General features: G+C 59.2%; 24 protein-coding genes. 16 read left to right on the forward strand and 8 right to left on the reverse strand.

What is annotated here, in order from left to right; translation table 11 throughout:
* Window positions 1-134 precede the first annotated feature (134 nt).
* The 15 genes from DSC91_RS36660 (at window position 135) to DSC91_RS36730 (ending at window position 12,328) form a co-directional block, all read left to right on the forward strand.
* Window positions 135-974 carry a VirB8 family type IV secretion system protein gene (locus DSC91_RS36660; protein WP_115783681.1) on the forward strand — a complete coding sequence of 280 codons (840 nt, stop codon included), beginning with the start codon at window positions 135-137 and terminating at the stop codon, window positions 972-974.
* Window positions 975-991: 17 nt separating this feature from the next.
* The gene (locus tag DSC91_RS36665) at window positions 992-1,879 is read left to right on the forward strand and encodes a TrbG/VirB9 family P-type conjugative transfer protein (RefSeq protein ID WP_373291941.1); all 888 of its coding nucleotides are present in this window, start codon (window positions 992-994) and stop codon (window positions 1,877-1,879) included.
* Between the two features lie 126 nt (window positions 1,880-2,005).
* On the forward strand, window positions 2,006-3,250 hold the full coding sequence (locus tag DSC91_RS36670) for a TrbI/VirB10 family protein (RefSeq protein ID WP_244218039.1): 1,245 nt from the start codon (window positions 2,006-2,008) through the stop codon (window positions 3,248-3,250).
* An 11-nt stretch (window positions 3,251-3,261) separates the two neighbouring features.
* On the forward strand, window positions 3,262-3,912 hold the full coding sequence (locus DSC91_RS36675; protein WP_115783684.1) for a hypothetical protein: 651 nt from the start codon (window positions 3,262-3,264) through the stop codon (window positions 3,910-3,912).
* 54 nt (window positions 3,913-3,966) lie between these two features.
* Window positions 3,967-5,004 (forward strand): P-type DNA transfer ATPase VirB11, encoded by a 1,038-nt coding sequence (gene virB11, locus DSC91_RS36680; RefSeq protein WP_115783685.1) that lies wholly within the window; start codon window positions 3,967-3,969, stop codon window positions 5,002-5,004.
* Window positions 5,001-5,264: a hypothetical protein gene (locus DSC91_RS36685; RefSeq protein ID WP_115783686.1), complete on the forward strand. Its 264-nt coding sequence runs from the start codon at window positions 5,001-5,003 to the stop codon at window positions 5,262-5,264. Before virB11 ends, DSC91_RS36685 begins: the two co-directional genes overlap by 4 nt.
* Entirely contained in the window at window positions 5,261-5,488 is a 228-nt protein-coding gene (locus tag DSC91_RS36690) for a DUF3717 domain-containing protein (protein WP_115783687.1), read from the forward strand. Before DSC91_RS36685 ends, DSC91_RS36690 begins: the two co-directional genes overlap by 4 nt.
* Entirely contained in the window at window positions 5,485-5,775 is a 291-nt protein-coding gene (locus DSC91_RS36695; RefSeq protein ID WP_115783688.1) for a hypothetical protein, read from the forward strand. The genes DSC91_RS36690 and DSC91_RS36695 overlap by 4 nt, the downstream gene beginning before the upstream one ends.
* A 57-nt stretch (window positions 5,776-5,832) precedes the next feature.
* Window positions 5,833-6,189: a hypothetical protein gene (locus tag DSC91_RS36700; RefSeq protein WP_115783689.1), complete on the forward strand. Its 357-nt coding sequence runs from the start codon at window positions 5,833-5,835 to the stop codon at window positions 6,187-6,189.
* A gap of 2 nt (window positions 6,190-6,191) precedes the next feature.
* On the forward strand, window positions 6,192-7,973 hold the full coding sequence (locus DSC91_RS36705) for a type IV secretory system conjugative DNA transfer family protein (RefSeq protein WP_115783690.1): 1,782 nt from the start codon (window positions 6,192-6,194) through the stop codon (window positions 7,971-7,973).
* Complete coding sequence (locus DSC91_RS36710) at window positions 7,970-9,646, forward strand: LPD7 domain-containing protein (protein ID WP_115783691.1); 1,677 nt, start codon at window positions 7,970-7,972, stop codon at window positions 9,644-9,646. The genes DSC91_RS36705 and DSC91_RS36710 overlap by 4 nt, the downstream gene beginning before the upstream one ends.
* 76 nt (window positions 9,647-9,722) lie before the next feature.
* Window positions 9,723-10,436: a StbB family protein gene (gene stbB, locus DSC91_RS36715; protein WP_115783794.1), complete on the forward strand. Its 714-nt coding sequence runs from the start codon at window positions 9,723-9,725 to the stop codon at window positions 10,434-10,436.
* The gene (locus DSC91_RS36720) at window positions 10,436-10,882 is read left to right on the forward strand and encodes a hypothetical protein (protein WP_115783692.1); all 447 of its coding nucleotides are present in this window, start codon (window positions 10,436-10,438) and stop codon (window positions 10,880-10,882) included. Before stbB ends, DSC91_RS36720 begins: the two co-directional genes overlap by 1 nt.
* Before the next feature lie 11 nt (window positions 10,883-10,893).
* Window positions 10,894-11,208 carry a TrbM/KikA/MpfK family conjugal transfer protein gene (locus DSC91_RS36725; protein WP_115783693.1) on the forward strand — a complete coding sequence of 105 codons (315 nt, stop codon included), beginning with the start codon at window positions 10,894-10,896 and terminating at the stop codon, window positions 11,206-11,208.
* A gap of 733 nt (window positions 11,209-11,941) precedes the next feature.
* Window positions 11,942-12,328, forward strand: a complete 387-nt coding sequence (locus DSC91_RS36730; protein ID WP_167470555.1) for a hypothetical protein — start codon at window positions 11,942-11,944, stop codon at window positions 12,326-12,328.
* A 151-nt stretch (window positions 12,329-12,479) separates the two neighbouring features.
* Here the strand turns inward: DSC91_RS36730 and DSC91_RS36735 are convergent, their stop codons facing one another.
* From DSC91_RS36735 to DSC91_RS36775, 8 genes are all read right to left on the reverse strand, one after another.
* Complete coding sequence (locus DSC91_RS36735) at window positions 12,480-12,749, reverse strand: DUF1488 family protein (RefSeq protein WP_115783694.1); 270 nt, start codon at window positions 12,747-12,749, stop codon at window positions 12,480-12,482.
* Window positions 12,750-13,390: 641 nt separating this feature from the next.
* Window positions 13,391-13,897 (reverse strand): HPP family protein, encoded by a 507-nt coding sequence (locus tag DSC91_RS36740; RefSeq protein ID WP_115783695.1) that lies wholly within the window; start codon window positions 13,895-13,897, stop codon window positions 13,391-13,393.
* Between the two features lie 8 nt (window positions 13,898-13,905).
* Window positions 13,906-15,108, reverse strand: coding sequence for an NAD-dependent formate dehydrogenase (locus DSC91_RS36745; RefSeq protein ID WP_115783696.1), 1,203 nt, complete (start codon window positions 15,106-15,108; stop codon window positions 13,906-13,908).
* A gap of 126 nt (window positions 15,109-15,234) precedes the next feature.
* Complete coding sequence (locus DSC91_RS36750) at window positions 15,235-16,173, reverse strand: LysR family transcriptional regulator (RefSeq protein WP_115783697.1); 939 nt, start codon at window positions 16,171-16,173, stop codon at window positions 15,235-15,237.
* A gap of 1,509 nt (window positions 16,174-17,682) precedes the next feature.
* Complete coding sequence (locus DSC91_RS36760) at window positions 17,683-18,648, reverse strand: LysR family transcriptional regulator (protein WP_115783699.1); 966 nt, start codon at window positions 18,646-18,648, stop codon at window positions 17,683-17,685.
* 152 nt (window positions 18,649-18,800) lie between these two features.
* Window positions 18,801-19,160: a BON domain-containing protein gene (locus tag DSC91_RS36765; protein WP_115783700.1), complete on the reverse strand. Its 360-nt coding sequence runs from the start codon at window positions 19,158-19,160 to the stop codon at window positions 18,801-18,803.
* A gap of 220 nt (window positions 19,161-19,380) precedes the next feature.
* On the reverse strand, window positions 19,381-20,478 hold the full coding sequence (locus DSC91_RS36770) for a BMP family ABC transporter substrate-binding protein (RefSeq protein WP_229758340.1): 1,098 nt from the start codon (window positions 20,476-20,478) through the stop codon (window positions 19,381-19,383).
* A gap of 58 nt (window positions 20,479-20,536) precedes the next feature.
* Window positions 20,537-21,391 (reverse strand): hypothetical protein, encoded by an 855-nt coding sequence (locus DSC91_RS36775; RefSeq protein ID WP_115783702.1) that lies wholly within the window; start codon window positions 21,389-21,391, stop codon window positions 20,537-20,539.
* A gap of 540 nt (window positions 21,392-21,931) precedes the next feature.
* On the opposite strand from DSC91_RS36775, the gene DSC91_RS36780 reads away from it, so the two are divergent.
* On the forward strand, window positions 21,932-22,906 hold the full coding sequence (locus tag DSC91_RS36780) for an isopenicillin N synthase family dioxygenase (protein WP_115783703.1): 975 nt from the start codon (window positions 21,932-21,934) through the stop codon (window positions 22,904-22,906).
* The last annotated feature ends 92 nt before the right edge of the window (window positions 22,907-22,998 follow it).

Consider the following 22,998-nt stretch of genomic DNA (forward strand, 5'->3'; position numbering starts at 1 on the left):
ATTTTACTGATGGCTTTCGCGCTGCAGGCGTGCAGCTTGGCGCCAAAGCCACCCGAGCCGACTGGTCAGTGGGTACCCGTCAATCAACCGTTGGCTCAGCAGTCGGGCCATACGGAACCGAAGTGAGGAACAGGATGGCATCGACTATCAGGCAATGGTTTGCGTCGGGAGCGAACGCGCGCAAACGCAAGGGAAGCCCGGCCGGGTCGACCACGCGCGCAGACGCGCCGGTGAGCGGTGTTGAGTCAGGTGAGCGCGATGCGGTCAGCTGGTACCTGAAACAGGCACAGGCCTTCGAGAAGTCGAAGGTCGAAGCAGCGGAAGAGAAGGCCCGTATCGCGGACCGGCGCTCGGTGCTCTCGGGAGTTGTCGCTCTCGCCGCTGTTTCTGGCATGGTGGCTTTAGGACTCCTAAGGCGCCCGAACCCACCGGCTGTGCTGCGAGTGGACTCGTCAACCGGTAAGGTCGATGTGCTGCCGACAACGGCTAACGGACGCGTCACGTTTTCCGAGAAGACCGATCGCGCGGATCTGCACCGTTACGTCGAACTGCGCGAGGGCTACGACTGGGAGACGATTTCGGACACGCACGCCGCGGTGATGTTCATGAGCGACGACCACGAGAAGGAAGCCTATGACCGGCTGGTGCGCGGCCCGGTGGGCCCGCTCAAGCTTCTGAAGGATCAGGCGCGGGTCATCGCACACGTAGGCTCGATCACGTTCGCGCCCGCCGCACAGGTGTTCTTCTCGCGTCAGCTGGTCCCGCTGAATCCCGCAGCGAAACGCCCGGATCCGACGTACTGGATTGCGACGGTCGCATTCGAGCGTGTGAACGTTCCGGAAAAGCAGGATCAGCAGGATCTCAACGCGGACGGTTTTCGCTGCACGAGCTACGAGGTCACGCGAGACTGGACCCGGGCGCCCGCCGATGCTGCGCCGGCGTCAGGCTCTGCGGCAGCCGGAGGTGGAACATGAAAGGACGAACGATCCGGATGTCAGCGAGCGCAGCGGCGGTCGCACTGGGCTTCGCGTTGGTGCCGATTCACGCGCGAGCGCTCGAAACGCCGCGCAGCTGCGGTTCAGACCCGCACATCCAGTGCGCGACCTACGATCCGGACCAGGCCTATCGTGTGGCCACCATGCCGGGGCGTGCGGTAATGATCCAGTTCGAGCCGGGCGAACACATCATCAACAGCGGCGAGGGCATCGGAGACGGCAAGGCCTGGCACGTGGCCATCAACGACAGTGGCGCGATGCTCAAACCGGGTGCGCCGCAGCCGGAAACCAATCTTCTGCTGGTCACCAACCGGCGCACCTATCCGCTCTCGCTTGTTGACGTGTCGGCCGCACAGCCTGCGACATGGATACTGCGTTTCGATTATCCGGACACGCGTGCCAAAGCGGCGAGCGCGCAGATGCGCCGTCAGCAGGCGGTAAGCGCTGCGCTGGGCAGTCAACAGGGCAATGGGCCGGCTATTCCCGCCTCGATCGTGAGCGTGGGCGCTGCGAAATCCACGCCTGTGGCGTCGGTTCCTGCGGCGAATATCCAGTACATGATGCGCGGCGATCGTGCACTCGCGCCGACCGCGCTGTGGGACGACGGCCGATTCACGTACTTCAAGTACTCAACCGCGCGTGACCTGCCGACGATCTTCACGAAGCTTCCCGACGGTGGAGAGGCGACGGCGAACTTCCATATGGAGGGCGATACGGTCGTCGTGCACGAAGTGTCGAAGTCGTTTCTCATCCGCTACGGTCAGTCGGTGCTGGGTATCCGCAACGACGGCTATTCGCCTGATGGTCATTACAACCGTGCGGGCTCGTCGATACCGGGCAGCGCGCGCATCGCACGTGACCATACCGATGCATCGACGAACTGATCAGGGAGCGAACAGGGTATGACTGAACGAAACGAAATGGAACATGCGGCGTCGACCGACGTCGGCCCACAGCCTTCGCTCGACCTGCCGGGCCGTCGGAAAACGCGCGTGGGCAAGCTGCGTCTGGTGCTGGTCGCGCTCGCCGTTATTGCGCTGGGTGCATCGGGCGTCACGATCTATCTGCAGCGCCTGTTCCAGCAGCATCAGGACGCGAAACAGGCGGCGCTGACAAAACCGAAAGACAGCGGCGCGAGTGACGCCGGTGCGGATCTGGAGACGCAGAAGGAACGTATCAAACGCGCGGAAGACCAGGCCCGTGCAGCGTCGGAGGCTGCGGCCGCCGCTGCCGCGAATTCCCACCTCGCGACGCCGACCGGCGCGGCATCGCAGACGAACGGACAGGCGGTGGCCGTGAGCAACCAGCTGCGGCCGCTCACGCCGGCCGAGCGCCGCCTGCAGGGCAGCGTGCTCGTCGCGAGCGGCAACAACGATTCTGGCCAGAGCAACGATGGTCCCGTGGCATCAAATGAAACTGCAGGTGACAGCGGTGGCAACACCGGCGGCGGCAATGCCGGGGTCAGCGGCCACGATGCGTCTGGTCTGGCAGGTCTGGCGAAGTCGATGGGTCTGTCAGCGCTGCGCGGCGACAGTGCAGGCGGTGCGCCCAGCTCAACCAGCAAGGCGGACGCGGGCGACGGCAAGGGCTCTCCGATCGACCAGTCGTTGCAGCCATCGAAGCTGCAGCCGATGCAGGCCTCGTTCCGACCGAACCGGCATTACCTGCTCGGTCGCAACACGATGATCCGCTGTGGTCAATCGACGGCGATCCGTACCGACCGGCCGGGCCTGATCGGGTGCCCGATCGCGCAGGACGTGTGGTCCGACGATGGCACGACGCTGCTCGTTCGCAAGGGTGCGATGGCGAAGGGCGAGCAGCGCGATGCGGTGATCCAGGGGCAGGGCGTGATCGGCGCGATCTGGGACGAGATCGACGACGGCGACGTACACATTCCACTGAACTCGCCGGCTACCGATCCGCTGGGCGCTGCAGGCATTCCAGCCTATGTTGACGAGCACTTCTGGCTGCGGTTCAAGGGCGCGCTGATGGTCAGCCTGATCGGCGACTTCGGCCAGGCGCTCGCGAACAAGGCAACCGGGTCTGGCCAGCAGATCACGTTCTCCAACAGTTCGAACGCCACGCAGGATGTGGCCGCGGAGACGCTGCGTAACACCATCAACATCCCGCCGACGGCGTATTCAAACCAGGGCTCTGTCATCAATATCTTTGTGGCGCGCGACATTGACCTGAGCAGCGTGTATGAAAACGTCGATGCGCAGGGCAACCTGGTTAGCCAGAACCGGCAGCAATGAGGAGCGGACCCATGAACCTGAAGATCACCTACCCGGACGATTTCCCCCTGCATGGCCTCGATCGCGACATGTTCGAGACAAAACTACGCAACGCCCTGCGTTTCTGTTTCTACGGCAACACGGTCCGCCAGCTGGCCGAGCGGGTGGATGCACGGCGCGCGCGCGAGGTTCCCGATGCGTTGCCACTGCGTCAGATCGCCGACGAGCACGCGTTCGAAGATTGCATGGCGCTCGATGGGTGCCGGATCGACGACATGTCAGCGCCGCTGCGACGCAACCTGCTGCGTAATGTCGGGGCGCGTATCGGGCTGACGATCTCGGAGTGGGGCGACAGCGCGTTGCCGTCGCTCGATGAGCCAGTCAATCACGCAATGGATGTGCACGCAACTAACCGTCAAGCCGTCGAGATCCCGGCAATTTACGATCACCAGACGCCACGCATCTCGCGCATCTGGCTTGTAACGGGACTATGCGCGGTTGCGGTAATCGGCGGTGCGGGCTGGAAATTGACCCGGCCGGCCGTACCCCTGAGTGCAACCGTGGTTTCCACGTCGCCGGCGCAAACGCTCCGCGAGCTTGCCAGCAGCGTGCCGGACGATCGACGCCCGTATCGCGTGTCAGTGCAAATCGAGCTGCAGGATACGGGCACCACGTCTCGCTGAACCTGCGCGGCACTTTGATTAACGGATGTGACCCCAAACAAGATAGGAGTGCGAATGAGCGCAGTCGTAATCGATGTGATCGAGAAGGGCACGATCGCCCGCAGCTTCCTCAAACAGATGGGTATCTCGAACTTCTTCGACGGGGGCCTCACCGAGGTGGCGATCAACCGTCCCGGTGAGATCTGGACAAAAGGCGGTGCCGGATGGCGACGACACGACGCACCTGCCTGCTCGCTCGACGCGTGCTTCAAGCTCGCGAACGCTCTGACGGTGATGAAGGGCGGCAAGTTCTCGACGAAGGAGCCCATTCACCCGGTGGTGCTGCCCGATGGGCAACGCGGGCACGTTCTGATGCAGCCGGCCTGCGAGCAGGACACTATCTCAATCACCGTCCGTATCCCGTCGAATGTGCGCTTTACGGCTGATGAGTATGAGACCAACGGATGGTTTGAGGGATATCGCGACGTCTCGCCGCGCCGCGACATGCCACCGGGGCTCGACCTGCAGCCGTTCGAGCTCGGGATGCTTGAGGCGCAGGGTCAGCGCAACGTCAGGCGCATGCTCGAGTTGGCGGTGACCAACCGGTTGAACATTGCGCTCGCCGGCGGCACCGACTCAGGCAAGACGACACTGAACAAGGCGCTCTCTGACCTCGTGCCGTCCGATGAGCGGATTGGCACGATCGAGGACACGCCGGAGCTATCGCTGCCGAATCACCCGAACCGCGTGCATATGTTTTTCAGCGACACGCTGCCGGCGAAGGAACTGGTGCGCTCGACCCTGCGCATGACGTTCGATCGTGTTTTTCTCGCCGAACTGCGAGGTGACGAAACATGGGACTACCTGACGCTGCTGAACACGGGCAAACCCGGTGGCATCACGACGGTGCATTGCAACGATGCACGTTCGGCCCATTCGCGCATCGCGACGCTGGTCAAGCAGAGCGCGGTCGGCCAGACGCTCGACTGGCAATTCATTATGGACCAGGTGCGGGTCACGGTGGATCTCGTCCTGTTCATGCGCAACAGGCGACTGGCCGAGATCTGGTTCGACCCGATCGGCAAGGCGCAACTGCTGGGTTGTGTCTCATGAGCGCCGATGCCGCGGCGCAGATGATCGAACAGATCGCGATCAGCCTGTGCGGTGCGCTCGCCGTGTTTCTGTCGCAGGACCGGCGTGCGCACTGGCGGCGCTGGGCCTGCGTCTTCGGGTTGGCCGCGCAGCCGTTCTGGTTCGACATGGCGTGGCGAGCGCATCAGTACGGCGTGCTCGCGCTGTGCTTTGTCTATGCGGCGTCGTGGGCGCGCGGTTTCACGGCGAACTGGCTCGTCCGCAGGGAGGACCGTGTATGAACTTCGCGATCAGCGATATCGAGGCGGCGATCGAGGGATGGCGCATGCGTTCGCCGTCGGACGAAGCATTTGCTGCCAGCACAGAGGTCCGCGCGCTGGCGCGGCTCTACGGCGCCGTGATCGTGCACGGCTGTAAGGGTATCACCGACGCCGGGCTGGACGACGCGCAGCGCGACGCCTTGCGGATCCTGTCCGCCGATCCACTCAGAGAGTTGCCGCAATGAAGGCAGATCTTCCGGTTCCCGCGATTGCCGATGCTGCGGACTCGCACGATGACAGCCAGTGCAAATGGCGACCGTCCGGCGACTTTGCGCTGGTCCATCCGTCGGGCTGGACGATCGCGCGGTACTCAGTCTATGGCGAGTGGGACTACCTGTTGTGGGAGCCGATCAATCGCTGTACGGCGGACAACAGCAACCAGTTCCACGGACCCTTCGGTAACGTGCGCGACGCGATGCGCCTGCATCGCGACCTGAGCGCGCATCTGCAACAACATGAGATGGCTGCATGACAACGCATCTGAAATTCCAGGTCGCTATCGGCGCGTCCACCCACTGAGGACCGAACCATGCCGAAACCGCTTCGAATTCTGATTCCCGTCGTGGTCTTCCTGCTGATCCTGTGCGGCTTCGCATTCCTTGGGCAGTTCGCCGGCGGCCAGCTTTTCGCGAAGATGCAGAAGCTGCCGGAGGGCAGCGCGGGCGTGTTCACGCTGTACGACTACTGGCATGCCTACGGCGACGTGCCTGCGGTGATGCGCGCGCTCAAGGTGTGCACGCTGCTGTCGGTGGTCATCACCGGCCTGCCAGTGGTCGTGATCACGATGGCGCTAGTGTCGGGCCGCAAGCGCCTCGCGCAGTTTGGCGAGGCCCGGTTCGCAACCCGTAACGACATTGTGAAAGCCGGTCTGCTGGAGAAGAAATAACCATGACTACCTCACAACATCTGTATCCGCCGTTCATTGTCGGCAAGTACAAGGGCGAATACCTGAAGTATTACGGACAGGACTTCCTGATGACAGCTGCCGGCACCCGCTCCGGCAAGGGCACGTCGCTCGTGATCCCGAATCTTCTCACCTATCCCGATTCCGTCGTGGTCGAGGACATCAAGGAAGAGAACTACCACTATACGTCCGGCTACCGGCGGGCATGCGGTCACGAAACCTATCTGTGGGCGCCGTTCTCGGAAGACGGACGCTCGCACGCGTACAACCCGCTCGAATACATCGCCGAGCGACCCGCCTATGCGCGCGTGGGCGACGTGATGACGATCGGCGAACACCTGTATCCGTCCAACGTCGACGCGCGTCTGAAGTACTGGAACGACAACGCCCGCAACCTGTTCATCGGGATCGTGCTGTATCTGCTGGAAACGCCCTCGCTGCCGTGCACGTTCGGCGAGATTCTGCGGCAGGCTTCGGGCAAAGGCAGGGCGATCCGTGAACACATCTCGTCGATCGTCAGCACGCGTGCCGATGCAGCGCATGCGACCGACGGGCTGCCGGTGCTCAGCTTCGAGTGTCTCGATGCGCTGAACCGTTTCCTGTCGCAATCGAAGGAAGCCTTCGCGAACATCGTATCGACGATGACCGCGCCGCTGAACGTCTTCAGCAATCCGGTGGTCGACGCGGCAACCAGCCGCTCGGACTTCGATCTGGCCGATGTGCGCAAAAAGCGTATGTCGATCTATGTGGGCATCAAGCCGGGCGACCTGAAGGCCGGTGCGCTGCTGGTCAATCTCTTTTTCTCGCAGCTGATCGACCTGAACACGCGCGAGCTGCCTGCCGAGAATCCTGCGCTCAAATACCAGTGCGCGCTGATCCTGGACGAGTTTGCAGCGCCCGGCAAGATCGACATCATCGATACGGCCAACCCGTTCATTGCTGGCTACAACCTCCGGCTGATGCTGATCTTTCAGGGCATGTCGCAGATCGAGGATCCGAAGTTGTACGGCAAGCACGGCGCCGAAACGCTGGCGATCAACTGCAAGATGCGCAGCCTCTATGCACCGCGTACGGTCAAGGAATCGGAAGAGTACGCGAAGATGCTGGGGACCTTCACTTACATGGCTCGCTCGCGTAACCGAAGTCGCGGGCGGAGTTCGTCGACGAGCATCAACGAGTCGGAGCACGGCAGGGCACTGATGATGCCGCAGGAGCTGCGGGCGCTGAAGCACAACAAACAGATCATCACGATGGAGGGGTGCGAGCCGATCCTTTGCGAGAAGGCGTTTTTCTACGAAGACGCCGAACTCGTCGACCGGCTTGTGCAGCAGAGTCCCTATCTGCGGGCGGTGATGGCGACGCTTGAGAAGACCAACCGCCGGCGCGCCTGGTTCGGTTTCGGTCCGAAGTTTCCCAACGAGGTACAGATGAAACACGCCGCGTTCGTCGCGCGCGAATTGTGCGCACCCGTGCCAAAGATCGACGTCGAGCAGTGGTGGCAGGCACAGAACGCGGCCCGACGTGCGCAGCAGGCAGCGGCGGCCGCAGACGCCGCCAGACAGTCGGCCGGTCAGGGGCGTGACGTCCGGGAGCACGAAATCGGAGTGCTCGCGCCTGTCCACCTGGCCAACCGTAACAGCATCCGCGCATCGCTGTTCCAGTTGATGCCTTATCTGCGAGAAGTCCTGCCGGACGCGGCGGCCGCCGTGTCGGTGCAAACCGCAGCACCTCAATCACAACCTGAACCGCAAGGAGTGACCGTATGAACGAGATCGAATTTCCCGCTGACGGGATCGACTACCGCGAACGCGACGCGGCAAACGCCGACGATGCGTCGACCATTCGCGCGCGCGCCACGCCGCCGGCGAACGAGCCGGACGCGGGCGCTGTGCCCGGCACTCCGGAAACGCCGGTCGATGACGCAACCGAAGAGCGCCTGAAGAAGATCCGCGCGGCCGATCGGGAAAAGGTCGAGAAGCTGCTCAAGCGCGACTCATCGACCGACGCAGCGACCAGCACAGCCACCGACGAGGCGGTGAAGCCGGCCGCCGGCACCGGCAAACCGCTCGGGAAGAAGGGCGAGCAGCCGGAGAACACCATCCGCCCGAAGCCGGTTTTCGAGAAGACCGGCTATGAAGTGCCGAAGTCGGTCACTAACCGGTACGTGGCGCATGAGGGCAAGTTTCTCGATCGCAAAAGCGAGACGGTGCACTTCGAGGACAAGGGCCGCTCCCTGTCGACGGCCAGCGAGGACCGCGACGTGATCGCGCACATGGTCGAAGTCGCGAAGGCAAAGAACTGGGGTGAGCTGCAGCTTAAGGGCAGCGAAGAGTTTCGTCGGCAGGCTTGGATCGCGGCCGAACTCGCCGGTGTACCGTCGCGTGGCTTGAAGCCTGGTGCGCAGGATTGGGCGGCACTGACCGCTGCGCGCGAGGCGATGCGCATCGGGGCCGGTGACAAATCCAATGATACAGACAAGGCGCGCACGAATGAGATGGAGGCAACAGATGCAGCGGGGCAAAAGCAACCTGCAGCGCCGGGGTCGGCGAAAACGGCCACAACAGGGCGTGAAAACGCCGCGCCCGGAGGCAACCCGACGACCGCCACGCAACCATCTGCGGCTGCGCCGGCGAGTCCCGTTCAGGGCAAGCCAACGCCGGCCGGTGTCACGGCGGGGGTGCTGGTGGCGCACGGTCCCGCCCCGTTCAACCACGATGAAAAGCAGAACGACAGCTACTACGCGACGGTGCGGACAGAGGATGGCGAGCGCACCGTCTGGGGACTGGACATCGAGCGCGCGATCGGCGAAAGCGGTGTGCAGCCCGGTCAGCGGATCGAGCTGGAAAAGGGCGGCAGCAAGACGGTAACAGCGCAGCAGCGCCAGTTCGACGAGAAGGGTACCGAGCTCGCGCCAAAGTCAGTCGAGAGCCGGCGTAACGAATGGCTGGTGTTCTCGCCCGATGTGCCGGGTCTGCCCACGCGCGAGCAGCGCGAAGCGCTGACCAGCGCGCGGCGCGAAGCTGATGAGCGCCGACAGATCAATGAGGCGCGTGAGCGGTTCCTGAGCGGAGACTGGAAATACTCGAAGGAACAGCAGAAGACGCTCGATGAGGCACGCGAGCGCATCAAGGCGCAGGCCGCGCGCGAGGTGCTGCGTGACGAGATCAAGGGTCTGCCGGAGCAGCAGCAGGAGAAGCTAATGGGGGAGTTCGAAAGCGCCGTGGCCGAGGCGCGCGCAACTAACCGGCCACTGGACGTGCCCATGCCACAGGTAAGCGAAGCAACGATCGCGGCCGTGCGCGAGCAGATCGAGCGGGAGCAACGGGGCCAAACTCCCGCAGCACAGCAGACCACCCGACAGGCGACGCCGGAGCGCGGACAGGACCCGCAGTCGCAGACCGCCGAACACGATGGGCCGACGCTCGAAATGGAACCATAAGGCGGCGGACAACAACGGGCGGCCGCGATCGCCTCGCGACCGTCATCGTCAAATCGAACAACAGGAGCAAACCATCATGAAGATCGCTGTAATCAACTTCTCAGGCAATGTTGGCAAGAGTACCGTTGCACATCACCTTCTCGCGCCGCGGCTGGAGGGTGCCCAGGTGATTCCTGTCGAGTCGATCAACTCGGACGACAGCGAAAAAGGATCGGCGATGCGTGGGAAGGAGTTTGGGGAACTGCAGGACAAACTCATGACCTTGCGGCATGCCGTGGTCGATATCGGCGCATCGAATGTCGAAGACTTTGTCTCGCTGATGCGGGACTATCACGGTTCTCACGAAGACTTCGATGCCTTCGTCGTACCGACCGTTCCTGCGCTTAAACAACAGGTCGATACAATTTCGACATTGCGCGCACTCACCGGAGAAATCGGTGTGCCGGCAAACCGCATTCGCGTCGTGTTTAACACGGTCACCAAGAAAGACGACGTGTCAAAGATTTTCTCGAAAATTTTCGACTACTACGCGGAAAACCGCAATTTTGTCTTGAATCGCGATGCGGTGATGTATGAGAACCCTATCTACGAAAAGATCAAGGCTTTCGATCGCTCCATCATCGATATTCGCAATGATCCGACCGACTATGTCGCGATGAACGCCGAAGCAATGGAGAGCGGGGAGCCCGAGGAACATCTTGCACAGATTCGCCAACTGGTTGCAATTAAACGTCTGGCCACGCGGGTAACCACCGAACTGGACGCAGTCTTCAAACTCGTGGTGCATTGATGGGCGCATCGGACGATTCGATTCGCGAGGAACTGATCGGCGCAGTACTGGGTGAGCTATCGCTGCTGCGACGGGACGTGAAGGGCCTGTCCCGGCTGCTCGATACCACGGGCAAGCAGTTCAAGGACGACGGTGAACTTACGCTGCTGCGCTTCACATCCCGCTACGAGCAGTTCCTCAACCAGTTCGCAACATCGAGCACCGATGTGCTGGCCGAAGCGGGACGGTTTTCAGAGGCCCGGGATCAACTGCTTGGCGAGATCTCGCTCAGGCAGTACGACGAAGCCAACGGCCGAAGTCGCGATCTGCTACGCGACGTCTTGCGCGACGAGCGCGTCCGCGGCATCGGCCGAATCGAACTAGCCGTATGGACCGCGTGCGCCATGCTTGGCTCAGCGGTGCTCACGGTCGGAGCCCTTGCGGCGCTGCGGTTGCTGTCCATCTGACTGGAGATCTCATGAAACGATTGATCACTGTATTGATCTGCAGCGCGGCGGCCATCCCGACGATGGTGACGGCCGACGACGACAACACCTCGGCCTGCGGTGTGGTGCTGTGCCTGGCAGGGCTCATGGACGGTGGCAATGGCGGCGGCCAATGCAATCAGTATGAACGTGACTATTTTTCGATTGTGCGCTATCACCACGGGCATTTCGATCTGAGTGGCACGTCGAGCGCCCGGGGCGATTTTTTGAATCAATGCAATTCCGTCGGGAGTGACCAGAAGAGTTCCGTGAATTCGAAATACGGCGGTGTCGAGAACGGCCCCTGAAGTGCTTCTCTCAGCCCGGCACGTCTGCCCTCGTGGATGCCGGGATTTCACCGTCGTTGGCACCGTCGGCGACGGCGTTTTTTTGCAGCACATGATGTACGAACATTATTCGCCGAATACAACCAACCCTGCAGGAATCGCAGGTCCTGCCGGCAACGAAATCCTCGTCAATGAAAGATCCATCAAAGGGCTGGACACGACGCGCTCCGTCTGAATACCCTCATCCTGGGGCGGACGACCGCGAACCCCATGGTTAGTGGCAAGTCGCGGTGGGTGCTCTCATGCGGCGGCAGCCAGTTTGGCAGCTTCGCTATACCCGAAGACGCAATGATGCATCATGCAGCGCTGTGGGGCGTTGGGGGAAACGGCGAATAAGATACGCGCGGTAAACTGCGGGTTGATGTTGAGGAAACTTCGATTAAACGCACTTCCGGGAGCCTGCTCCGGCTTATGGAGCCCGGGAAGAGACCTATCAGGCAAAGGCACTCGCGCCCCGTTTCGACGCGTCGACGGCCCAGGTTGCGCAACCCGCGCCTCGTTCGCGCAACCCGACGCAACTGCAGATGTCCATCATCGCGTGGCCTGTGCCGCGGGCCGAGACAGGATCCATGACAGGGATTCGCTATAATTTCCCGCGTCCCCTAAAGCCATAACTTCAAAGATGTCATCCAGGCAGAACAAGTCGAGCCGCGGTCAAGGTCATCGATCCCTGACAAAAGCGCATCTGTTGCCGATGGACCGGTCTTCTGCCATTGAACGTTCACTAGCGTGTCATCTGGCGCTGGCTGCATGCCGCGACGGCCACGGCAATACCCATCTGATCAATGAGCTCATGCGTGCGGTGTACCTCGGCTGGTACCTGCAGCGGGCCGGCTATGGGAATCTGCCGGCCGAGCAGTTCAAAATCGCGGAATATGCCGTCGAGAACACGTTGGCTCACGCTCACGAAACTGGCGAATGGCGGCTCGAGCCTGACGTCATCAGTGACTTTGAAGCGCTGCTGTGCCTGCATGACGCCCAGATCGCGAAAGCGCGGCTTCACGAGGTGCAGGACGCTGAGCGCCAGTTGCTGCATTTCTTGAAGGGGAAGAGCGACTCTCCGATTCCGGGGACGCCGTAGCAGAGTCTCTGACGAGCTAATTGTCGCGTGAAATATAAATAGGATTCCTAAATTTGACATAAAAGAAATGATCAACATTTGAACGGTCGTGCTTTTTTTGGTTTTTATCCGATGCACATCCACGCGACACTCGTCGTCAGTCAACGGTCGGTTAACGGGTCAGAAAGTCGTTGACGGTCAGCCACAGCGGCTCGTCCGGCCGCGCGAGTAACTTTCTTTGTGCGACCGCGACGATGCGGTTGCGGCCGTTTTCAAATGTCTTGAGTGTGCGCGCCGCGTCGGCGTCGGGCGGTAGCCAGAAGTGTTCTTCGAGTGCAGCACGCGCAACCGCGCCTTCGGCGTCGCGGCCGCGGGCCGACAGCATGAAAACCACGGCGCGTCCGTCCGGCGAGACGGCGGCCGCGCGATCAAGAACTTCCATGACACACCTCGACGATGTCATTCGCGGTCTTTGTATTTGTACTGCGCCGCGCAGCGATAAATTTACCAGAAGTCACAAGCCCATCGATCACCAACGACGTAACGATCCGGCGCGCGCCCGCCGCCCGTGGTTGCCTATCCCTTCCACCTGCTCCGCGCGAGGTGTGATTTCGTTCACTTCTGCGATGGGCTCGACGAACGGTAACGCCACCCTGAGGTGGAGCGACTTCTTTTTGTACATCGAGCCCCCTGTCGCGACCTCAAACCCACCCCGGGACGGCACATCTTCGTCCGACCTCAGACGACCGGCGGGCTCACGCGCAGCGGGTGATCGCGCAGCCGATCGTACACCGGATGGTCGACAAAGTGCCCGTACTGCGGCGTCACCTGTCCACGTATTGACAAGACAATATGAAGACTTTTTTAAACCCCCACGCCCTCCCCCTCATAGGTCATCAAAGCCGTTTGATTGTTGTTCACGATGCTGCATCACTCCACCTGGCTATCGCAAGCTGCGAAATCAAAAAAAGTAACCTTCGTCAATTTTGAAAAGCGCTGTGGCCAATCAACTTTGCAAACATCACTCAGCCAGGTCGCTAGATCAATTGATATTGCAACGTGAGTCGTATTGACCCGAAGGTGCTAGCGACTCGGCCACGAACCGCGTTTGACAATCGTCCAGTAAAGCCATCCAATCAAGGCCAGCACACAGGCCCCAAGGAGCGTCGGCAGCAGCAAGAAAGACCAGCTGGGCTGAGCCAAGAAGATGATGACCGGATTGCTTCCGGCCGGGGGATGGACAGTGCGCGTGAGCATCATCAGCATCGTTGCACATGCAGCGGCGGCGGCCATTGGCAGCCATCCTGGACCGAATAGCTGAAGAAACAGCAAACCGACCAGTGATGTCAGAACGTGTCCTCCGACGATGTTGCGCGGTTGTGAAAACGGACTGGCCGGAAACCCGAATAGCAGCACACAGGTTGCCCCGAAAGAGCCGAGTACCCACGGTTGAGAGGTTTTCGCGGCCAGCATGCCGACGAAAGCCACGGCCGCGAACGCACCCAGGCCGGCGAGCATGATGCTGCCGGTCCGGACGCGTCGCGCCGAGGCCCCGTCGACGCCGGAGGGAGCGGCGGACGGAGACGACATGGGCAGCGTCAGCTCGTCTTGAAGCGCGCGGCTTCTTCCGAACCCTTCGTTGCGTTGCCCGCGCTATACGAGTGCGCGCCGACGCCGGCAAGTTTGCCGCCTTGCACGATCAGGTATTCATTGCGGATGGGCCTGCCTTCGAAGAAGCACTCGAGGATTTCGCGCGTGCCGGCGGCATAGCGAGCCTGCGCCGACAGACTGGTACCGGAGATGTGGGGCGTCATGCCATGGTGTGGCATGCTGCGCCACGGATGATCGGCCGGAGCAGGCTGCGGGAACCATACGTCGCCGCCATAGCCGGCTAACTGACCACTTTCCAATGCTGCGGCGACTGCATCGCGATCGCACAGTTTGCCTCGTGCAGTATTGATCAGATAAGCGCCGCGCTTGAAATTGGCGAGCGACTTCGCGTTGATCATGTGCTCAGTTTCCGGGTGTAGCGGACAGTTCAGCGTCACGACATCGCACACTTTGGTGAGGCTCTCGAGACTGGTGTGATGAGTCAGGTTGAGTTCCTTCTCGACGGACTCGGGCAGGCGGTGGCGATCCAGATAGTGCAGCTTGACGTCATAAGGCTTGAGCAGCCGCAGTACGCGCAGACCGATACGGCCCGCAGCGACGGTGCCCACGTGCATTCCCTCGAGGTCATAGGAACGCTCAACGCAATCGGCAATGTTCCAGCCGCCGTTGGTCACCCAGTCGTACGACGGGAGATAGTTGCGCACGAGTGCAAGCGTCGTCATCACGACGTGTTCGGCCACGCTATTGCTGTTGCAGTAGGTGACTTCGGCCACCGTGATGCCGCGATCCATCGCTGCCTGCAGATCCGTGTGGTCCGAACCGATCCCCGCTGTGACGATCAGTTTGAGCTTGGGTGCCTTCGCGATGCGCTCGGCGGTCATATAGGCCGGCCAGAACGGCTGCGAGATAACGATTTCGGCGTCACGGAGCTCGCGGTCGAGCACGCTGTCGGCACCATCTTTACTGGACGTCACGACCAACTGGTGATCTTTCGATTCGAGATATCTGCGCAGCCCCAATTCACCAGACACGCAACCTAGCAGATGACCCGGTGTGAAATCGATCGCTGCGGGCGTCGGCGCGGTTTGTCCGTCCGGATAATGGGTGATCGCAGGAATAGTGTCGCGTGCATACTTTTTCGGCATGCCCCTAACCGGATCGTCATACAACACGCAAACAATCTTTGCCATTTTTCTCACTCCGTTTGATTGAAAGAATCGCCCCGACGGCGTTGTGTCGGGGCGATGACTGGAGTCTCGGATTTCCAAACGAACGCGTCCAATCGTTTCGACGAATCCATAGATAAACGAGACTTATCAAACGGCCACACGCTTTGAGCCTGACAGCAATGAATCGAATTGATGTTGCAGATCAAGCTTTACTGCCTCGGTCCACATGGCTGTTACCAGAGGCTGCATCGACGGCTTGTTGCGGGTAATCAAGCCTATCTCTCGCGTGAGCTCTGGCTCGATACGGACCGCGCGCACTCGACGCTCTTTGAGGTCGTCAAGAACACTCAGTAGACTGTGTGGCAAGACGCTGTACATCCCCGCGTGTTGCACATTGGAGTGCAGTGCGAGCAACGAATCTGTTTCGAGCACCACGTTTGGTTGAATGCCCGCTCGCCTGAACGCCGCATTTATCACCTGACGGTTTTGCATAGCGGTGCTCAGAAGGCAGAACGGGAGATTCGCAAGAGCGGCCCATTGAACTGCACTGCGCCGTGATTCCCCCGCCTTGTTCGCTGGGGAAAGAAGGAAATAACGCTCGCGATAGAGAGGCAAGACTTCGAATCCGGCCTGCACGCGCTCGTCCAGGTATGTGAAGCCGATGTCTATCTCGTATTCGTCCAACTGACGAAGAATGGCCTCAGAGCTTAAGGAGCGAACCGTGTAAGACATTTCACCGTACTTCGCGCGACAAGGCCCCAGCAATAGGCCGACAATCGGCAGCGTCGTCGGAATGAACCCAAATCTCAATGTGCCGTTCAGGCCGACTTGAGACGCGGAAGCGTCCTGTCTCATGTTCTCGAGCGCAGCGAGAGTTTGGCGGGCCCAACCGAGCACCCGCTCACCTTCTTCCGTGAATCCCAAGAAGCGGCGTCCCCGCTTGACGAGTGCCAGACCGAGTTCCGCTTCAAGGCTCTGTATTGCAGATGACAGCGCGGGCTGCGAGACATTGCATATCTCGGCGGCCTTTGCGAAGTGTTGCTCGGTCGCAAGAGTAACCAAGTACTTGAGTTGCCTGATGAACATGGTGGGTGCGCTTTCGTCGGCCAAGAGGAAAGGGAGCTGGAATCAGGGCGCTCGCTTTAAAAGGCCTCGATTACAAGGAAAAGTTTTCAGCAGAAAAATCAGCCGCCCAGTTGACTGATTCACAGCCACGAACAACTCGCTGTATTCTGTTGAATATAACGCCAAGGCGCGATAACGTCTATAAGGCGTCGCCTCCGTTCAAGGTTGCGACCTGTCACGACGGCGCCGATGGCCCAGAAATCTGCAGCCGGCAGCTGCGGCGCGGCTCAGAACAGGGCACGTCAAGTTGCAACCGTGGGGATGATCAGAACAAGGCGCTCGCGTCCCAATTTTCAACGAGACATGCAATGAGGAAGCTTGTTCCAGTATCGAGGCTGACGTATAGCCGCTATTTGCTGGCGGCACCTTGCGGCCCACAAGACAGCGTTCTACCCTGAATCTTGATGCCACGAACAACGCTTCCGGTTGGCTGCAAATCTGCGTCGTTACACCGGCCAACTTTCCACCCTTTGCAAGTTCGTAGTGGGGAAAACATGCACGACGATAGGATTCCAGCTGTTGTCACGGGAAAGCGGCCCGTCGCACAAGGTTACTACGCTGTTGAATTTGAGATGACGCTCAACTCGGAGCTGCCACCGTTTGAAGACGGTGCGATAGTAGATCTTATCCGCCACAACGGGATTGATTCCAGGCACTCGCTCCCGTTGTGGCACGACTCTTCACGACGGAACGCATTCGTAGTGCACGTGCGGCAAGAGCCGGAAGAAAAATGCGAAGAATTTCGTCTGCTTTCTTCGTGGAACCGAGGGGACGAGATTTATCTCGGAGCTCCTCGGGGCGCTGAGGTAGCGATAGACCCACGCGCGCGCCATATTCTGTTTTCAGCGGGTGTGGGAGCAACCGCAATTGCGGGCTTTGCGAGAAGACTTGCCTCCACAGCGGGATGTTGCTTTGAGGTTCACAATTTCGCGCGGACGCCTGAACGGCTAGTCTTCCGCGCTGAGTTAGACGAGCTAAGTGAGCGTGCTCAAATCCGACACCAAATCGGGCTCAGCGAGGAGCAGATAGCCAATGCGACAGCCCACGCTGTCAGCCCTACTCAAGCGAACTCGCGAGTAATCTGCAGCGGACCACCTGCCTTTATGGAACTTATCGAACGGCAAGCCCTCCAGTGGGTCTACCCGTCCAATGTCCATAAAATCATTCTCGGAGAAACAACGCTCGATGTGGCGTGAGACGCCGCCTCGGTCGGCGAACAGACGGCACGATGTGCTGGCGCGACCGATATTTCGCCAAGCAGCATCAAACGAAGAGAGTGACCGACGCTAGCGGGCCGAGGTTGAAGTAGAGTCTCACCTTCCAACGATGCGGAATTAATTAAATCGACGCTATCTTCGACGTCTTAGAAAATCGCGCTGGCCCTTGGTACGGTACGTCGCAATGGGTTGGATTCCGTAGACTGAAGCGGGCTGGGTTTTCATGGGTCAGTGGGGTGCTTTGGAGGTTGCGCTATTTCTCTTTCACCTCGGCGTCCGCGAAACGTGGCGCACATGCAAGTCTGACTTTAGCCGCGACCCAACCTACGCGCAACGGGTCTCTGGCTGCCACGCTCGTAATTTGATAGTACGTGACATTCGGCAAAGTGACGTCAATCCTTCCAATGTGAAGCGGCAGGAGGGCGGCGTAATGCTCGCCGAACTTCCTCGTCGTGGTGAATAACAAATCCGACCGCTCAAGCAAATGTGGTATCACATCCACGAAAGGCACGGCAATCGTATTTCGGCGCCAAAGGCCCGCGTTACGGAGCACGACGTCCAAAGCTGGCTGAGGTTTCCTGATGTTGGATGCCAAGACAACTTGGTTGGATTGCCCATACTCAGCGGAAGACACGTAGCTCTGTCGCGACAATCGATTCTCGTCGCTCATCAGACAGACGAGCTCATCGTTGCCCAAGAACTCCTGGCCCGTCGAGCATGTCTCAAATCCGCTCACGATGGCTGTATCGAGTCGTCCCGAACCGAGTTCCTCAAACACTTCGGACGAGTCCATCGATTTGAATTCAACAGTCGTGTGCTCGGAACTGCCCAGAATTTCGGCAGTGATAGCCGGAACTAAAAAGCTCGAAAGTTCATCTACGCAGGCGATTAGGCATTTCCTCGGGACGATAGCATTCAACCCTCCTTGTGTTCGACCTGTCAAAAGGTCAGCGCACCCCGTGATAATCGAAAGCGACTCGGTAATTTCCAGCGCACGCTCCGTAGGCACTAGTCGGTTCTTACCGCGAACAAGAAGTGGGTCACCGAGTAGGTCGCGTAGCCGAGCGAGGATGGCACTAACCCCCGATTGAGACATATTAAGTTGAACCGCCGCGCGCGACACACTTTGTTCTCTCAAGACAGTGTCAAGTATGGTGAACAAACGCAAACCTATGCGTTCTTCACGCTCGCATTCTTGGAAAAGATCCGGACTTGACATTTGCTGCTCCTGGCAGATGCCGAGCGTGCTCCGCGGGTCACACGCTGTCCATGCCAGATACGCGGTGGGCTATTGGAGCGCTGACGATTCTCTATTCTGAGCGTCGCTAACCTTCGGAGACGCTCAGATTCAGCTTGATGTATCGTCGCGAGTCATCGCCACGAGTTCGTCGGCCGGTTCACGGTCAATGTGTTATTCACCGATGTGACTCCGGGTACGTTGCTGGCAACCTGCCCAGCAAGGTCAATCTGCTGCTGATTTTTTACAGTGCCTTGGAGCGTAATCTGCCCGCTTTTTGCCCGCACAGCGATGTCAATTGCGGTCAATCCCTTTGCCTTCTTGAGCGCCGCCTTGACCTGCCGGCGCAGCGTGCCATCGCTTACCCGCAACGAAGAGGCACTGGCTGCAGCCTGTGTATCACTGCTCGTTCCTGGCGGCTGCGCGAGAGCGTTGCAAGCCAACGCTACCGAAACCACACCCAAAACCGTACGAACAACGTTGCCGACCTTCATAGTGTCTTCCCCTTATCGATTGCTTAAACCTGCTTGCTTGGCCGACATGGTCGGCCGCTTAGAGCTGCGCCATCGGCGTGGGACTCAGGCGCACGTATTCCACACAGGTGAATACGCGGCCGTTCGAGCTTCTAGCCCACTGGATACTCTTCCCGCTCGCACAGATGCACGCCAGTGAAACTGCGCTGCGAGAATGGAAAGAATTGAGAATGGGACACCTTCATGGCGCCAGTTTGCCCTGCACTCCATCGACGAACCAATTCATGCTGCCGAGTTGATCATCGGATAGGGATTTTCCCGCCTCAATACGAATCTTCCCCGTGTCGTCCTTGATGGGACCGGTAAACGGGGCCAGGCGCCCACTTTTGAGTGATTCCCGAGCATCGCGGGTGACCTGCTGAACTTGCTCTGGCACTGACGCGCTGACGTGTGTGAGGTCGACCATCCCTTCTTTGACGCCCCAGTACACCGGCTTGTTCGTCCAGGTATTATGCTGGATCTCGTCGATGACCTTAACGTAATAGAGACCCCAGTTGTATTCGATGGACCCAATCTGCGCCTTTGGACCCCATTTACTCATGTCGGAGTCAAACCCGAACGCGTACACCTTGTGGTCTTCAGCAACGGACATCATTGCCGTCGAATCCGTGTTTTGGGTCAACACGTCTGCACCGAGTCCAATGAGCGTCTCGGCAGCCTGCTTTTCCTTGCCCGGGTCCCACCAGCTGTTAATCCAGAGGACCTTTACGACAGTGTTCGGCGCGACAGAGCGAGCGCCGAGCGCAAAGGCGTTAATGTTGCGCACGACCTCCGGAATCGGCATGGAACCGATGAAGCCCAGAACGTGTGACTTCGACATCTGGCCAGCCAGGACGCCGGCGAGATATTCGGCTTCGTAGACGCGACCATTGTATGTTCCAAGATTTGGTGCACTCTTGTATCCCGAGCTATTCAGGAACACGGTATCCGGGTAGTCGCGTGCTACCTGCAACATCGGATTCATGTAACCAAAGGCTGTCCCGATGATGACCTTATCTCCTTGCGATGCACGGTTCCTGAACACGCGTGACGCGTCTGCGCTCTCGGGGACGTTCTCAACGCGGGTGACCTTAATCTGATTTCCGTACTGCTTCTCGGCAGCAGCAATGCCAACCTCATGGGAGTGTGTCCAACCGCCATCTCCCGGGTTTCCGAAGTAGACAACGGAGATGTCCAAGGGTGCTGGTGCAGCGTCCGATTCAACAGACGTGACAAGACATTGCAAAGCGAGTAGCGCAAGCGCCGTGTGGCGAAGCGCTCCGTGGTAGATCTTCAACATGGCATTTCCTATGTTTGATGGAATTGTGGGAGGGGCTGACCGAGTCATCAGTCGTTTGTTAGAAATGGAGCGTTGCTTCAACAAAAGGCGTACTCTGGATTGCACCGCCCAGAGAGTTGTTCGCGCCGAACTTGTGATACCAGTATTCCCACCCCACACCAACCTCAATCCAGTTCTTCTTACCCCACACCAATTGGCCCACGTCGACCATGATCTTTGGATGGAACAACACTTCAGTCTTCGTCGTTTGCTTGAAGTCGTTGCCTTTCGGCCCAATGACGTTCAAGTAACCTTGGAGACTGAGCGGAACCGGGCCGACAGCGAACGGAATATTCCACGAACTTTCAATGTTGTATGTCCAGTGAAAGTTGGTCGGACCGTTAAAGCCGTCGTTGTTCATTTCCTTGTAGGCGCCTGGGGAAATCTGCCAGTACCCGACAGGAACGTTGATGTGGAAGCTCGGGCCAAACCGAAATGCGAATTCGCCTGAGGCGTAGTAATTGTTCTTTGCATCCCAGTTGAAGCCCGAGTTGAAGCCAATATCGGAAAACGGGCCGAAGGTGAATGCCTGTGTGTTGAAAATCTTGTTGAAGCTCAAGTCGTTCCGATACACGAACCAGCCTTCGAAGGCTCCTTGAGGTTGATGGCCGGTCGAATTCGCTGGATCCTGCCTGTTCGACATCAGAAGTAGCGCATCGAAGAAGTTTGTGCCGTACTTGAAGCCGTCCGTATGTGTGAACTCGATATTGTTCATACCGATGTTGTTGCCATTCGGATGGTTCGGGCTGACTGTGCCAGGCATTCTGAAGTACGGACCGTACCAATAGGAAATCGTGTCGTCCGACCATTCGAATGCCTGGGCGTGTGATGCGACCATGAGGCATGCCGCAACTGCCAATATTTGTTTCTTCATATAGTTCTCCTAAACGCTTGTTTCGGTTGAATCGTATGCTGCCGTCCCTAGGTGTGGGCTACATCCTTACTACTTCTTCCGGCATGGGAACCGGATCACATAATCGGCAACCGCGGTCCTTGTTGGGATGGAGGCCGATTTCGGGGACAGAGGATCTTCTCTGCACCACGTGTGATGCCCACAAGAGGCTTGACAGCCTGGCCTTCTAGTGCGCAACTCTGGTACACCAGAAGGTATTCCAAAAAAGCCAAATTTCCAAGCGTTTCAAAATCAGTGAAAATCCCTATCTGGGCGGCTTAACGGTTGCCAGGGACAAGGCCGAACGGAAAGGTGCAGGGGTATTCGCTGGAATGCCCGTTGTACGGGGGGGTCAATGAATCTTCATGCTAAATAGAGTTTTACGTCCCAAAACTGAAACGTTGCGTTTCATGGATGCCCTTCCGCGCCGAAATCTGTAGCGATAGATTTGGTCTACCGCCCGGCCATAGTCCTTTGGCGGCACCCGCTGATTGGGTCATGGCCTGTTTTTGGACCAGAATCATGCTTACTTATACGCCCCCCACCGCTGCAAAATTCATCCCTGTCATCGACCTTGAAGAAAGCTTTTCCGCCGACCTCGAGGCGAGAAAGAAAGTTGCGTGGGAGGTTCATAAGGCCTGCCGCGATACCGGCTTCTTTTATGTCTCGAACCACCGCATGTCGGAATCGATGACCGAAGGTCAACTTGCCCTTGCACGCGCGTTCTTTGCACTTCCCCTGGAAGAGAAGCTCAAAATCAATATCAATAACAACCCGACGATGCGCGGCTATGAGCCAATGTCCAGTCAGGCGCTGGACGATGGCTCGATGCCAGACCTGAAGGAAGGCTTCCTGGCGGGCATTAACGGCCTGCAGGCATACGTGACCAAGGGGGAGTACAACAGTCAGAATCAATGGCCGGACGCCGTTCCCAGTATGGCTCCGACGACAGATGCATATCTACTTGGGATGCTCGCTCTGGGTCGACACCTGATGAGCGTGCTTGCGCTGTCGCTCGAACTGCCCGAGGACTATTTTTCCGAGGGGCTCGACATGCCGATGATTACGACGCGGCTCCTCCACTATCCACCTCAGCCCAGGGTCGGCCAAGGGAATCAGCTCGGCGCGGGCGCGCACACCGATTGGGGAATGCTGACGATGCTATTGCAGGATGAGGTCGGTGGGTTGGAGGTGAGAAACGCGGATGGCGAGTGGGTGCGCGCGCCGCATATCCCTGGTACTTTCATTATCAATCTCGGCGACATGGTTCCTGTGCTGACGAATGGCCTTTATCACTCCACCATGCACCGAGTGCTAAATTCCACGCCAGACAGACATCGTTATTCGGTTCCGACGTTCTTTGACCCGAACTATTTCTTCCGTATCAAGCCGCTGGCGTCTTGCGGCGCCCCACAGGGCGGTCCTGCGCGCGAATATACGGTTGGCGAGCATATCGCCGAGATGTACGCGAAAACGTATGGAGGCAAGGTCGCCTGATGCCAGAGCCAGCATGGAGCAAATCCTGAGTCTTTTGGGCGAGCCGCGGCCGCCGGCCCCGCAGTCGTGCCAGATCCGGCGGCAATCTTTGG

The sequence above is a fragment of the Paraburkholderia caffeinilytica genome (assembly GCF_003368325.1).
In the GTDB taxonomy this organism is placed as follows: domain Bacteria; phylum Pseudomonadota; class Gammaproteobacteria; order Burkholderiales; family Burkholderiaceae; genus Paraburkholderia; species Paraburkholderia caffeinilytica.